At 72.9% G+C, this 12727-nt stretch carries 12 protein-coding genes; 6 read left to right on the top strand and 6 right to left on the bottom strand.

Translation table 11 applies throughout. The annotated features are described in order from the left end of the window. Positions 1 to 36 precede the first annotated feature (36 nt). The 4 genes from ACFWE2_RS00995 (at position 37) to ACFWE2_RS00980 (ending at position 4900) form a co-directional block, all read left to right on the top strand. Positions 37 to 1800, top strand: coding sequence for a hypothetical protein (locus tag ACFWE2_RS00995; RefSeq protein WP_377222333.1), 1764 nt, complete (start codon positions 37 to 39; stop codon positions 1798 to 1800). Between the two features lie 58 nt (positions 1801 to 1858). Next, entirely contained in the window at positions 1859 to 2719 is an 861-nt protein-coding gene (locus tag ACFWE2_RS00990; RefSeq protein WP_377222332.1) for a PPK2 family polyphosphate kinase, read from the top strand. A 62-nt stretch (positions 2720 to 2781) separates the two neighbouring features. Then, positions 2782 to 4044 carry a carboxylate--amine ligase gene (locus ACFWE2_RS00985; protein ID WP_377222331.1) on the top strand — a complete coding sequence of 421 codons (1263 nt, stop codon included), beginning with the start codon at positions 2782 to 2784 and terminating at the stop codon, positions 4042 to 4044. Continuing rightward, positions 4037 to 4900: an aspartate/glutamate racemase family protein gene (locus ACFWE2_RS00980; RefSeq protein ID WP_377222330.1), complete on the top strand. Its 864-nt coding sequence runs from the start codon at positions 4037 to 4039 to the stop codon at positions 4898 to 4900. Before ACFWE2_RS00985 ends, ACFWE2_RS00980 begins: the two co-directional genes overlap by 8 nt. A 7-nt stretch (positions 4901 to 4907) precedes the next feature. Here the strand turns inward: ACFWE2_RS00980 and zapE are convergent, their stop codons facing one another. The 6 genes from zapE to gndA all read right to left on the bottom strand — a co-directional run bounded on the left by zapE (position 4908) and on the right by gndA (position 10572). Then, complete coding sequence (zapE, locus tag ACFWE2_RS00975; protein WP_377222329.1) at positions 4908 to 5954, bottom strand: cell division protein ZapE; 1047 nt, start codon at positions 5952 to 5954, stop codon at positions 4908 to 4910. Positions 5955 to 6007: 53 nt separating this feature from the next. Continuing rightward, positions 6008 to 6673: an NAD-dependent epimerase/dehydratase family protein gene (locus ACFWE2_RS00970; RefSeq protein WP_377222328.1), complete on the bottom strand. Its 666-nt coding sequence runs from the start codon at positions 6671 to 6673 to the stop codon at positions 6008 to 6010. Positions 6674 to 6700: 27 nt separating this feature from the next. Continuing rightward, entirely contained in the window at positions 6701 to 7123 is a 423-nt protein-coding gene (locus ACFWE2_RS00965; RefSeq protein WP_377222327.1) for a DUF805 domain-containing protein, read from the bottom strand. A 62-nt stretch (positions 7124 to 7185) separates the two neighbouring features. Then, positions 7186 to 7641, bottom strand: a complete 456-nt coding sequence (locus ACFWE2_RS00960; RefSeq protein WP_377222326.1) for a DUF805 domain-containing protein — start codon at positions 7639 to 7641, stop codon at positions 7186 to 7188. Between the two features lie 196 nt (positions 7642 to 7837). After that, on the bottom strand, positions 7838 to 9139 hold the full coding sequence (locus tag ACFWE2_RS00955) for a carboxylate--amine ligase (RefSeq protein ID WP_377222325.1): 1302 nt from the start codon (positions 9137 to 9139) through the stop codon (positions 7838 to 7840). Next, complete coding sequence (gene gndA / locus ACFWE2_RS00950; RefSeq protein ID WP_377222324.1) at positions 9136 to 10572, bottom strand: NADP-dependent phosphogluconate dehydrogenase; 1437 nt, start codon at positions 10570 to 10572, stop codon at positions 9136 to 9138. Before gndA ends, ACFWE2_RS00955 begins: the two co-directional genes overlap by 4 nt. Before the next feature lie 182 nt (positions 10573 to 10754). Here gndA and ACFWE2_RS00945 point away from each other — a divergent pair, with 182 nt between their 5' ends. Both ACFWE2_RS00945 and ACFWE2_RS00940 read left to right on the top strand, forming a co-directional pair. Then, entirely contained in the window at positions 10755 to 11435 is a 681-nt protein-coding gene (locus tag ACFWE2_RS00945) for a DUF3000 domain-containing protein (RefSeq protein ID WP_377222323.1), read from the top strand. Next, positions 11432 to 12721 carry an HRDC domain-containing protein gene (locus ACFWE2_RS00940; RefSeq protein WP_377222322.1) on the top strand — a complete coding sequence of 430 codons (1290 nt, stop codon included), beginning with the start codon at positions 11432 to 11434 and terminating at the stop codon, positions 12719 to 12721. The genes ACFWE2_RS00945 and ACFWE2_RS00940 overlap by 4 nt, the downstream gene beginning before the upstream one ends. Positions 12722 to 12727 lie beyond the last annotated feature (6 nt).

Raw genomic sequence — 12727 nt, 5'->3', positions numbered from 1 at the left:
GGGGGAACCACACCACCGCCCCGACCAGGGCCTGACATGCCCGTTCCCGGGCCGAGGCCGGTGGTGTGGGCCCCGCGTGCGCGTGTCATCGAGGTGCTCGTGCCCTACGACCCGCAGGACGAGCCGGAGCACATGCCGCTGCGCCTCGTCGGCGCCGGCGAGCCCGGGTACTGGGGCGCCGACGGCGTGCTCGGGCACGGCACCGACTACGGCTACTCGGTCGACGGCGGCCCGCTGCTGCCCGACCCGCGCAGCGTGTGGTTGCCGCAGGGCATCCACGGGCCCACCAGGGTCTTCGACCCGGCGTTCGAGTGGACCGACGGCTCGTGGTCGCCGCCAGACCTCTCCACGAGCGTCCTGATGCACGTGGACGTCGAGACGTTCACCCCGGAGGGCACGCTCGACGCCGCCGCGGCGCTGCTGCCGACGATCGCCGAGCTCGGGGCGCACGGCGTCGAGCTCGCGCCGGTCGCCGCGTTCGACCCCGCCGTCGGGCCGACGCGCGGCGTGCGCCTGTACTCGGTGCACGAGCCGTACGGCGGCCCGCGTGCGCTGCAGCGTTTCATCGACGCGGCGCACGCCGTCGGCCTCGCCGTCGTGCTCGACATCCCCTACCGCTGGGCGGTCGCGGAGGAGCTCGGGCTGGAGGCCTACGGCCCGTACCTGAGCGGGGGCGGCCGGCCGCGGCCGCCGCGCTCCGACGTCGGCGACGCCGGCGAGCACGCCCTGCAGGCGATGCGCCCCCGGACCGGCCAGGTGCCCCTGGACCGGCCGCGGACCGGCCCCATCCAGCTCCGGACGGGACAGGTGCCGAGCATCGGCACCCGGGCGGGCAAGGTCCCGTCAGCGCCGACGGTCCGCACCGACTTCGTGGGCGACCGCATCAACCTCGACGGCAGCGGCAGCCGCGGGCCGCGCGACTTCCTCGTCGACGACGCGCGGCACTGGCTGCGCGAGTACCACGTGGACGGCCTGGTGCTCGACGTCGACGCCCTCGTCGACCGCTCCCCCACGCCGTTCCTCGGGGAGCTCGCGGACTACGTCGTGGGGATGGGCGAACAGCTCGACCGGCGCTTCAGCCTGCTCGTGGACGGTCCCGGCCGGAGCGACCGGCTGACCAGCATCCTGCTGCGCATCCTGTCCGGGCCGGGCAAGACCGAGGACATCCAGGCGCTGCAGATGCTCGCCGACCTGGTGCACCCGTCGGTGCGCCGCGCCAGCCGCCAGAACAGCCAGAGCGGGCGCCGCACCCGGGTCCGGGCCGGCGCGAGCGTGGTCGAGGACATCACCCGGCTCCCCGCGGCGCAGCTCACGGTCCCGTGGGCGGGCGAGGAGAGCCCGGCGACGGCGCTCCTCGGGGTGGACGACGTCGACATCCGCTCCAGCGTGCTCGCCACCGTGATCCTCGCCGGCAACCCGCTGGTGCTCGACACCGTGCACGCCCCCGTGGTCCCCCGCAACGAGAACGAGCGGCGCCTGGTGCGCTGGGCGCGCGACCTGATCGCCATCCGGCACGCCATCAGCGAGGAGCTGGACCTGCCGCTGGAGATCCGCTCCACCGCGGACCGGTCGGTCATCGCGGTGCTGCGGGGCAGCCTCGCGTTCGTGCTCAACACCGGCCACGGCCTCGCCGCGCTGCGCCTCGGGAGCCTGCTGCGGCCCGCCGAGGGTGCCGGCAAGGCGCCCCTGCCCGGGGCGTTCAAGCTCGCGGCGGCCTGGGAGCCGGGTGCGACGCGTCTGGTCGGCGACACCCTCACGGTGCCGCCCCGGATGACCGCCGTGCTGCGTGCGGAGAGCTGACCTGCGAGCCTAGGTTCCTGGCACCGGCGTCTGCCGGCCCGGCGAAGGAGGCACCCCGATGGCGAAGAAGCCCGAGAAGCTGTGGACGGCCCCGGCGGACGACGCCCTGCGCTGGGTGCGCGGGACCGACCTGACCGCACTGGACCAGTCCGCCACGCCCGGCTGGTCCGGCAAGAAGGCGGACGGCGAGGAGCTGATGGCCGCGCGCGGGCCGGAGCTCGCGGAGCTCCAGGAACGCCTCTTCGCGCACGGCCGCACCGGCGGCGACCGGTCGGTGCTGCTCGTCCTGCAGGGCCTCGACACCGCGGGCAAGGGCGGGATCGTGCGCCACGTCGTCGGCATGGTGGACCCGCAGGGCGTGCAGCACAAGGGGTTCGGCGTCCCGACCGAGGAGGAGCAGCGGCACGACTACCTCTGGCGGGTCCGCAACGCGCTCCCCCGGCCCGGCTATCTCGGGGTGTTCGACCGGTCGCACCACGAGCAGGTGCTGGTGGTGCGGGTCAACGGCCTCGAACCGCCGGAGACCTGGCGCAAGCACTTCGACGAGCTGAACGAGTTCGAGGCGGAGGTGGCGGCGTCGGGCACCCTGATCGTGAAGGTGGCCCTCATGGTGTCGGCGGACGAGCAGAAGGAGCGCCTGGCCGAGCGGCTCGAACGGCCCGACAAGCACTGGAAGTACAACCCCGGGGACATCGACGTCCGGACCAAGCTCCCGGAGTACCTCGCGGCGTACCAGGAGATGCTGGACCGGACCTCCACCGAGGTGGCGCCCTGGTACGTCGTGCCGGCGGACCGGAAGTGGTACGCACGCCTCGCGGTCACCGAGCTGCTGACAGGCGCCCTGCGGTCGCTGGACCTGGGCTGGCCGCCGGCCGACTTCGACGTCGAGGCCGAGAAAGCCCGACTCGCGGCGAGCTGACCTGCGGTTCTTCACCCGCTCCGGACAACAACCTTCCCCGGGCGCCGCCCGTCTTACGCGGTATGAGGAACCACGCAGCGATACACCCTGTCATCCTCGGTGGCGACGCCGGTGCCTACAGCCTCGCCCGTGCCTTTCACGAGCGCTACGGCGTCACATCGACGGTGGCGTCCATCCGCCCGACCCCCAACGTCGCGCACTCCGGCATCATCGACAACGTCGTCGAACCGCGCCTCGACGACCCCGCCGTCATGGTCGAGCTGATCCGCCGGGTCGCCGCGACGGTCGAGGGGCCGGTCATCGCGCTCACCTGCGTGGACTGGTACGTGCGGGCCCTCGCGCAGCACCGCGCACGGCTGGAGGACGTGGCGCTGGTCCCCTACCCGTCGGTCGGGCTGCTCGACCACGTGATGGACAAGCAGCGGTTCTCCGAGCTCTGCCACGAGCTCGGGATCCCGCACCCGCGCACGGAGGTGCGGACCGGCGGGGAGCCGGTCGGCGACCTCGACCTGCGCTTCCCGGTGATCGCCAAGCCCGGCGACAACGCCGCGTGGCACCACGTGTCGTTCCCCGGCAAGGCGAAGGTGCACCTGGTGCGGGACCGCGCCGAGCTGGCCGCACTGCTGCGGGCGGCGGGGGACGCCGGCTACCGGCGGCCGATGATCGTCCAGGAGTACCTGCCCGGCGACGACTCGCAGATGCGGATCATGACCACCTACTCCGATCGTGCGGGCACGGTAAGGATGGCCTGGGGTGGTCACGTGCTGCTCGAGGAGCACACCCCGGGGACGCTCGGGAACCCCGCCGCGATCCTCACCGGGAGGCTCCCCCAGATCGAGGCGGACGCCCGTCGGCTCGTGGCGCACCTGGGCTGGACCGGGTTCGCGAACTTCGACGTGAAGGTGGACCCGCGTACCGGCGTCGGGCACTTCCTGGAGCTGAACCCGCGCACCGGTCGGTCCAACCACTACCTGACGGCGAGCGGCCTGAACCCTGCCGCCTACTGGGTCGCGGACCACCTCGGCGGACAGTGGCCGGACGTCCCGGAGCCGCACGAGGTGCTGTACCGGATAGTCCCGGGCTTCCTCCTGGACAGGTACGTGCGGGACGCCGCGCTGCGCGCCGCCGCGCGGGGTGCCCGCGTGGTGCACCCGCTCAAGTACCGGCGGGACCTGTCGCCGCGCCGCGACGCCTGGGTACGCCTCGCCGAGCTGAACCAGGTCCGCAAGTTCGCGCAGCACCACCCGCTGCAGGAGCCGGGCGGGGCGTCCGCGCGGCGCGGGTCCGGGAACACCTTCCCGTCGGCGGAGCAGGACGTTGCCTGACGTCGGCGCGCCGGGCGCCGGGCGCCTGGACACGGACACGGACACGGGCGCAGGCACCGGAGCTGGGCGGGACGGCAGGTTCCCCGGCTTCGTCGGCGTGCTGGGCGGGGTCGGGCCGCTCGCGACGGTCCTGTTCATGGAGCGCGTGGTCCGGCTGACCGACGCCGCCCGCGACCAGGACCACGTCGACATGATGGTCCTGCAGCACGCCACCGTCCCGGACCGCACGGAGTTCGTGCTGGGCCGCTCGACCGACGATCCAGGACCGGTGCTCGCCGCCGACGCACGGCGGCTCGCCGCGGCTGGGGCAGGCTTCCTCGTGCTGCCGTGCAACACGGCGCACGCGTTCGCCGGCGCGATCGCAGCGGTGACGCCGGTCCCGCTGCTGTCAGCGGTGGACGTGACGGTGTCAGCGGTGCTCGCGCACGACACCTGGGCCGGCCGGCTCAGCGGGCCGCGACCCGAGGCCGTCGGCCTCCTCGCGACGGAGGGGACCATCGCGTCGGGCGTCTACGCCGACGCCTTCGGCGCGCGCGGCATCAAGACCCTGGTGCCCGACGTCGCGGGCCAGGCGGCCGTGACGTCCCTGGTCTACGACGGCGTGAAGGCGGGCCGCGGCGGTGACCTGAGGGCACTGGGCGGCGTCATCGCCGACCTGCGCCGCCGCGGGGCCACCGCGCTGGTGCTGGGGTGCACCGAGCTTTCGGTGGCGACCGAGGCGACCCCCGCGCACCTCCTGCCCGGCGTCGTGCTCGTGGACTCCCTCGACGAGCTGGCCCGGGCGACGGTGCTGCGCGCGGGCCGCCGGCTGCGGGCGGACGAGCCCCACTCGGACGAGCCCCGCTCCAAAAGATAGGGAGGCGTCAGAGGAGCTTGCGGCCCTCCTCGGCCAGCGCGCCCAGGCGGGACAGCGCCCGGTAGTACTTCTTGCGGTACCCGCCGGCGAGCATCTCCTCGGTGAACAGGCCGCGGGTGTCCGCCGACCCGCCGAGCAGCACCGGCACGTCCCGGTCGTAGAGACGGTCCACGAGCACCACGAGGCGCAGCGCCACCTCCTGCGCCGTCACGGGGTGCACACCGGTCAGCGCGACGACGGAGACGCCGTCGAGCAGCGCGCCGTACCGGCTGGGGTGCACGGTCGCGAGGTGCGCCAGCAGGTCGTCGAACGCGTCGAGCGTGCCGCCCGGCCGGTCCGCCGCTGCGACGACCTCCGCTTCGGTCAGCGGCTCGGAGTCGGTGACGACCTCGCGGTGGCGGTAGTCCGGGCCGTCGACCCGCAGGGTCTCGAAGCGGTCGGACAGGGCCTTGATCTCGCGCTGGAAGTCCTGGGCGGCGAAGCGCCCCTCGCCGAGCGCGTCGGGCAGCGTGTTCGACGTCGCGGCGAGTGCGACGCCCCGGTCCGCGAGCTCCCGCATGAGACGGGACATGATGGTGGTGTCGCCGGCGTCGTCGAGCTCGAACTCGTCGATGCAGACCAGCTTCTTGGTCGCCAGCGCCTCGACGGTGGGGAGGAACCCGAGCGCCCCGACGAGGTTGGTGTACTCGACGAAGGTGCCGTAGGCGGCGGCGCCCGCTCCGAGCGCCTCGCCGACGGCGTGCGCGAGCGACGTGAGCAGGTGGGTCTTGCCGACGCCGAAGCCGCCGTCGAGGTAGACCGCCGGCGCGGCCTTGCGGCGGGCGAACAGGCCGCGCCGGGGGGCGGTGATCTCCGCGGCGATCTCCGTAAGGCGGGCGAGCGCGCGACCCTGGCTGGGGTGCGCCGGGTTGGCGCGGTAGGTGGAGAAGCGGGCGTTCGCGAAGTGCCGCGGCGGCACGAGATCTGTGACGAGCCGGTCGACAGGAACCTGCGGTCGGACGGCGCACAGGGCGGTCGTCGCGGTCTGGCTGTTGACGGTGGCGGTGGTTGTCACGGAGCAAGAGATTACCGGCGGGGCGGCACGTGAGGCGTGCCGCGAGAGCAACGTCACACGTGCCGGACGGCGGGTGCGCCGGGGTCGTCCAGCAGCTCGCCGAGGGCCTGCACCACCTGGGCGGGTGCCCTCGTCTGGGCCGGGTCCTCGTTGCGGTCGTCGCCCGCGACGGCGTGGTCGATGACGAGCTCGTGGAAGCGGACGGGCGGGGAACCGCCGGCCCGCCGCGCCTCCAGGCGCAGCACCTGGACCAGCATCGCCAGACCGGCCCCGGTGACGCTGACGGCGCCGGACCCGGCCATCGCCTCGCGGGAGGCCGCGCCGTTGAGCACCACGTACGGGTCGCCCGGTCCGAGCAGCGGCGCGAGCGCGCGTGCGGCGTCGAGGTGCGCGGTGAGGTGGGACGCCAGCGTGGCGGACCACTCGGCCGGGTCGAGGTCGAGGAGGTCCGGCCCCTTCTGCCAGCCGCCGATCGACGCGATCACCGCGCCGGGCAGCGAGACACCGGCCCGGGCGCAGGCCTCGCGGACGGCGTCCGCCTGGGCGGCCGGGTCCGCGCCGAGGACGGGGATCACGCTGGGCTGGACGGTAACCCGCTCGGGCAGCGCGTGGCGCGCGACGGCGAGCACCGCACGGCCGTCGGCAGCCAGGCCGCGTGCGACCCGGCTGCCGACGAATCCGCTCGCCCCGACGACGAGGACGGGGCGTGGACTGTTCATCAGCACAGGTTAGATCAGGAGGCGGTGTCAGGCCGCGGCCGGCTGCGGCACGGACCTCGGGTCCGCACCGAAACGGTTGGGGCCTGGCTCACCCGGAAGGGCGAGCAGCACGATGACGGCGATGCCCCCGACGAACGGGACCAGGCACAGCAGGTAGAACCACCCGGACTTCCCGGTGTCGTGCAGGCGCCGGACGCCTGCCGCGAGCAGCGGCACGAACGTCCCGAGCAGGACGACCGCAAGGAGGGTCGAGCCGATCGACCCGAGCACGCCCGGCTCCTGCGTCACCGGGTCCATGGTGATCAGCGCGGGGAGCAGGAGCGCGACGAAGATGACAGCGTTCACGATCGCCAGCGCGAGGTAGAAGAGCCAGTACTCGGAGGCTCGGGCACGGCCGGTGAAGGCGCCGTACTTGCGCAGGCAGGTCCGGACGGAGTCGATCAGGGACATGTGCTGTGTGTCTTCCCGGTTCGTGGTGGATCGGCCCGCCTGGACGGGCAGGGCGGGGAGCGTCAGACGGCGGAGGCCTGGCCGACGGCCTTGGGGTCGGGGCCGTACTGGTTCGGACCCGGGGTACCCGCGGTCGCCTCCCACACGATCAGGATGATCCCGCCGACGATCGGGACCAGGCCGAGGAAGATCCAGAAACCGGAGCGGTCCGTGTCGTGCAGACGCCGGACGGTGACGCCGAGGCTCGGCAGCAGCAGCGCGAGGTTGACGAGGGAGAGCACGGCGTAGCCGGCCGTCAGGGAGCCGGGCATCGCCGGGACGACGGTGCTGCCGCTCATGGCGGCCTCCATGGTGGCGGCCGAGTACTCGCTGAGGCCCGGCACGATGAAGATCACATAGAGGATCGTGGAGAGGATCGCCACGGCCAGGGTGTACCACCAGTACTCGGAGCGCCGCGCGCGTCCGTTGAAGACTGCGTACTTGGACAGCACGGTCTTGATCGACTCGATGAACGACATCGGGGTGGAACCTTTCTCTCACGGTTTATGCCGGAAATATCCAGCAAGTGCGCACATAGTGTCCCGATCAGTGACAGGACGCGCAAGGCTTAACTTCGGGCAGAAGTGCCCATGCGTGAGAGCGCCCCACAGGCCAGAAGCCCAGGTCACCGGAGCGACCTGGGCTTCTGGCACGTCGAGCGGGTGCCGAGAGGGCTCAGTACCCCGTCGCCGTCGGCTCCGGGTAGTACTGCGCGTACTTGCGGCGGTAGTTCTGCGTGATCGCCTCGACGATGAGCCGGCGCTTGAGGCCCGAGTCACGGTCGTACTTCAGGGGGTTGATCACGTCACCGCCGGCCTTGAGCGCCTTGATCCGGGCCTTGAGCTCCGGGTCGAGCACGTACCGGGACAGCAGGCCGAACGGCACCACCGTGTACAGCACCTCGCGCACGGCCCGCACAGGGCGGATCGGCCGGTGCAGCACCCAGTCCTCCACGAGCACGCGGGCCACGTTGGCCCCGCCCGCGGTGACGTAGTAGTTGTTCCGCCCGATGCGGGGGTTCACCTCGAAGTACACGTGCTGCCCCGTGCGCGGGTCCAGCTTGTAGTCGAAGTTCGCGAACCCCACGTAGTTCGTCGCGTCGAGGAACCGGGTGGCCGCGTCCATCGCGTCGTCGTACGCCTCCACCAGGATGGCGGCCGGGATACCCAGCGTGCCGGGCGTGTGCTCCTCCAGGAGCACCCGTCCGGTCGCCAGGAGCGTCACGGCGCCCGACGTGTCGCGGTACGCGGTCAGGGACCGCATCTGCGTCTCGTCGCCGGGGATGAACTCCTGCACCAGGAACGTCCCGGGGAAGTTCGCGTCGGCGAGGTGCCCCAGGATCACGTCGAGCTCCGCGCGGGAGTCGATGTGGTGGATCTTCGCCTTGCCGGGGAAGTCCACGTAGTACCACTCGGCGCTGTTGGACGGCTTGCCCACCACCGGGTACTGCAGGTCCACCTCGAGGGCGGCCACGGCCTCCCGCCCGCCGTCGGCGACGAGCTTGGCGACGTCGACCGCGACCGTGCGCGGCGTCGGGATGCCGAGCTGGTCGCAGACCTGCGCGAAGCCCTCCTTGCTGCTCACCTGCTCGAGGACCGGCAGCGACGGGTACGCCAGCACGTAGCCGGCGGCCTCCAGGCGCTCCCGGTGCACGATGAGCGTGCGCACGTGCCAGTCCGCGTTGGTCAGCAGGACCAGCACCTTGTCCCGGTGCTGCTGCGCCAGGCCCTCGAGGGTCGCCAGGAGCACGTCGACGTCGTCGATGTGCGGCACCACCACGTTGTCGACGATCGCCGAGTCCTGCATGGCGCGGGTGGCGACCTTAGACAGCACCACGGAGCGGGTGCCGTACTGCTCGTGGAACGCGCGCGCGAGGGCGTACATGCCGACGTCGCCGCCGATCCCCACCACCATCAGGTCCGGTACGGGAACCTCCCCGCCGCCTACGAGCCCCTTGTCCTCGGGGAGACCGCTCACGCCTCGGCCTCCGTGCGGTCGCCGGACCACTCGGTGTGGAACGTGCCCTCGCGATCGACGCGCTTGTAGGTGTGCGCGCCGAAGAAGTCGCGCTGCGCCTGCACGAGGGCGGCGGGCAGCCGCTCGGCACGGACGCCGTCGTAGTACGCGAGCGAGGAGGAGAAGGCGGGCGTCGGCACGCCGTTCTGCGCCGCACCGGCCACCACGCGGCGCCAGGCGGGCAGACCGCTCGCGACGGCGTCGGTGAAGTACGGGTCGGCGAGCAGCAGCGGCAGGTCCGCCTCGCGCTCGTAGGCCTCGGTGATGCGGTTCAGGAACCGGGCGCGGATGATGCAGCCGCCGCGCCAGATCCTGGCCATGGCGCCCCGGTCGATGTCCCAGCCGAACTCGGCGGCGGCCGCCGCGATCTGGTCGAAGCCCTGCGAGTAGGCGACGACCTTCGAGGCGTACAGGGCCTGGCGGACGTCCTCGATGAACGCGTCGCGGTCCTTGACCTCCCACTCGGCCGCGTGCGCGGGCAGGGCCGCGCGGCCGGCGGCACGCTGCGGCACCGAGCCGGACAGGGCGCGCGCGAACGTCGCCTCCGCGATACCCGTGATGGGCACGCCGAGGTCGAGGCCGTTCTGCACGGTCCAGCGGCCGGTGCCCTTCTGCTCGGCCTGGTCGAGGACGATGTCGACGAACGCCTTGCCGGTCTCGGCGTCCACGTGCTGCAGCACGTCGGCGGTGATCTCGATGAGGAACGACTCCAGGTCGCCCGTGTTCCACTGCGCGAAGATCTCGCCGATCTCCGCGGCCGAGGCACCCAGCCCCTGGCGCAGCAGGTCGTACGCCTCGGCGATGAGCTGCATGTCGGCGTACTCGATGCCGTTGTGCACCATCTTGACGAAGTGGCCCGCGCCGTCGGAACCCACGTAGGTGCAGCAGGGGACGCCGTCCACCTTGGCGGAGATGTCCTCGAGGATGGGGCCGAGCGACGCGTACGACTCGGGCGTGCCGCCCGGCATGATGGACGGGCCGTTCAGCGCGCCCTCCTCGCCGCCGGACACACCGGTACCCACGAAGTGCAGGCCGTGCTCCTTGAGGGCCGCCTCGCGCCGGATCGTGTCCGGGAAGTGCGCGTTGCCGGCGTCGACCACGATGTCGCCCTCTTCCAGGAGGGGGATCAGCTCGTCGATGACGGCGTCCGTCGGACCGCCCGCCTTGACCATGATGACCACCTTGCGCGGCCGCTCGAGCGAGGCGACGAAGTCGGCCATCGACTCGGACGGGACGAAGGTGCCGTCGTCACCGTGCTCCGCCACCAGGGACTCGGTCTTGGCGTACGAGCGGTTGTGGACCGCAACCGTGTAGCCGTGACGTGCGAAGTTCCGCGCGAGGTTGCGACCCATCACCGCCAGCCCGGTGACGCCGATCTGTGCTGTGCCTGACACGTTCGTGCTCCTTAAGACGTGGGTACGGGCCGGCAGGCGCGCGAGGCGTGCCGTGACCCGCGTCCAGCCTAGTGGTCAGGGGTGCCGGTAGCGCCGCGCCGTCCGCCGGGCGGGCACACCACGTTCCGGCGACCGCCGCGCGCCTCCGCGTGGAGAATGCGGTACGGACGTACCGTGAAGTGGTGACCAGCGGCCCGCCCCCCGGCGTCCCCGTCGACTTCGCAGCGGCTCTCGCCGACCTGCGGCGTCAGGCCTTGCACTCAGAGGTACGCCTCACGGAGATCCCGGCCCCGCGCCGGGTGGCCCCGTTCAGCGTCGCGCTCTCGGGCGACGTGCTCCCCGGCGCCCCGCCGGGCCCGGCCGGCGGGAACCGCACGGACGACCATGACCTCCCGCATGACCACTCGGAGGAACCGCTGGCCACCGGCCGCTTCGTCGTGCTGCACGACCCAGCGGGCCAGGAGGCCTGGCACGGCACCTTCCGGGTGGTGACCCTGGTCCGGGCCACGCTCGAGCACGAGATGGCCGCGGACCCCATGCTCGCCGACGTCGCCTGGTCCTGGGTGGGCGAGTCCCTCGAGTCCGCGGGGCTCGTCCGCGGCACGGACACGGTGGCGGAGGGCGGCACGGTCACCCGCGTGCTCTCGCAGAGCTACGGCGCGCTGGAGGACGCCCCCGACGCGGTGGACCTCGAGATCCGTGCGTCGTGGACCCCGCTCGACACCCGGCTCGGTACCCATCTGAGCGCGTGGGCGACGCTGCTCACCATGGCAGCGGGGGTGCCTCCGGTCCCCGAGGGTGTCGCGACGCTCACCAGGCGTTTTACCGACCGATCGAAGCAACGCCATACGGTAGGTCCATGACCACCACGGAGCGAGGACTCCCTGCGGAGACATCGACGCCCGTGCCGGCACCTGTGACACCCCTGACCGAGCCCGCCGACGGGCTGCCGGAGGTGGTGGCGACGCAGGGCGCTTTCGCACGGGTCGTCGAGGCGTTCGCCGCGGGCTCCGGGCCGGTAGCTGCCGACGCAGAGCGCGCCTCCGGGTACCGGTACGGCCAGGCCACCTACCTCGTCCAGGTACGGCGGGAGGGCGCGGGCACCGCGCTGATCGACCCGGTCGGCGTCCCTGACCTCTCGCCGCTCGGCGAGGCCGTCGGCGACGCCGAGTTCGTCCTGCACGCCGCGTCCCAGGACCTGCCGGGGCTCGCCGAGCACGGGCTGCGCCCCGCGCGGGTCTTCGACACCGAGCTCGCCGCGCGCCTGCTCGGTATGGAGCGCGTGGGGCTCGCCGCCGTCGTCGCGGAGGTGCTTGGCCTCGGGCTGGCCAAGGAGCACTCGGCGGTCGACTGGTCCACGCGCCCCCTGCCGGAGGACTGGCTGCGGTACGCCGCGCTCGACGTCGAGGTGCTCGTCGAGCTGCGCGACCGGCTGGCCGAACGGCTGGAGGCCGCGGGCAAGACCGAGTGGGCGGCACAGGAGTTCGAGGCCGTGCGCACGGCTCCCCCACCACCGCCGCGGATCGATCCGTGGCGCCGCACCTCCGGCATGCACGTGCTGCGCAACCCGCGCCAGGTCGCCGCCGTCCGGGCGATGTGGCTCGCGCGGGACGCGAGCGCCCAGGCGCGCGACATCTCGCCGGGCCGGGTCCTGCCCGACCGCGCGATCGTCGCGGCGGCGAAGGCCATGCCGAAGACGGCCGGCCAGCTCGTGGCGCTGCCAGAGTTCGCGGGCAAGGGCACCAAGCGCCGGGCCGCGTACTGGCAGAAGGCGATCGACGAGGCGCGCGCCCTGCCCGACGCGCAGCTGCCCTCGGTCCGTGGGCCGCGTTCCGACGGCCCGCCGCCGCCGCGCACCTGGGGTGACCGGGACACCACCGCTGCCCGCCGCCTCACGGCGGCGCGCGAGCTCGTGACGTCGTTGTCCGAGGACCTGAACGTCCCGGTCGAGAACCTGCTGCAGCCCGACGCGCTGCGTCGCCTGTGCTGGACGCCACCGGTCCCCGCCTCCGCCGCGGGCATCGCCGAGTTCCTGCGCGGCCGAGGGGCGCGCGAGTGGCAGCTCCGGCTGCTGGCTGGCGCCCTGGAGCGGGTGTTCGCCGAAGCGGCACGCGAACCGGGTGTGAAAGCGTCACCTCCACCCCAGTAGAGTCGT

Source organism: Promicromonospora sp. NPDC060271 (assembly GCF_042726755.1).
Classification (GTDB): Bacteria; Actinomycetota; Actinomycetes; order Actinomycetales; family Cellulomonadaceae; genus Promicromonospora.
The sequence above is the reverse complement of the archived record's forward strand: the minus strand, read 5'-3'. Positions and strand labels throughout refer to the sequence as shown.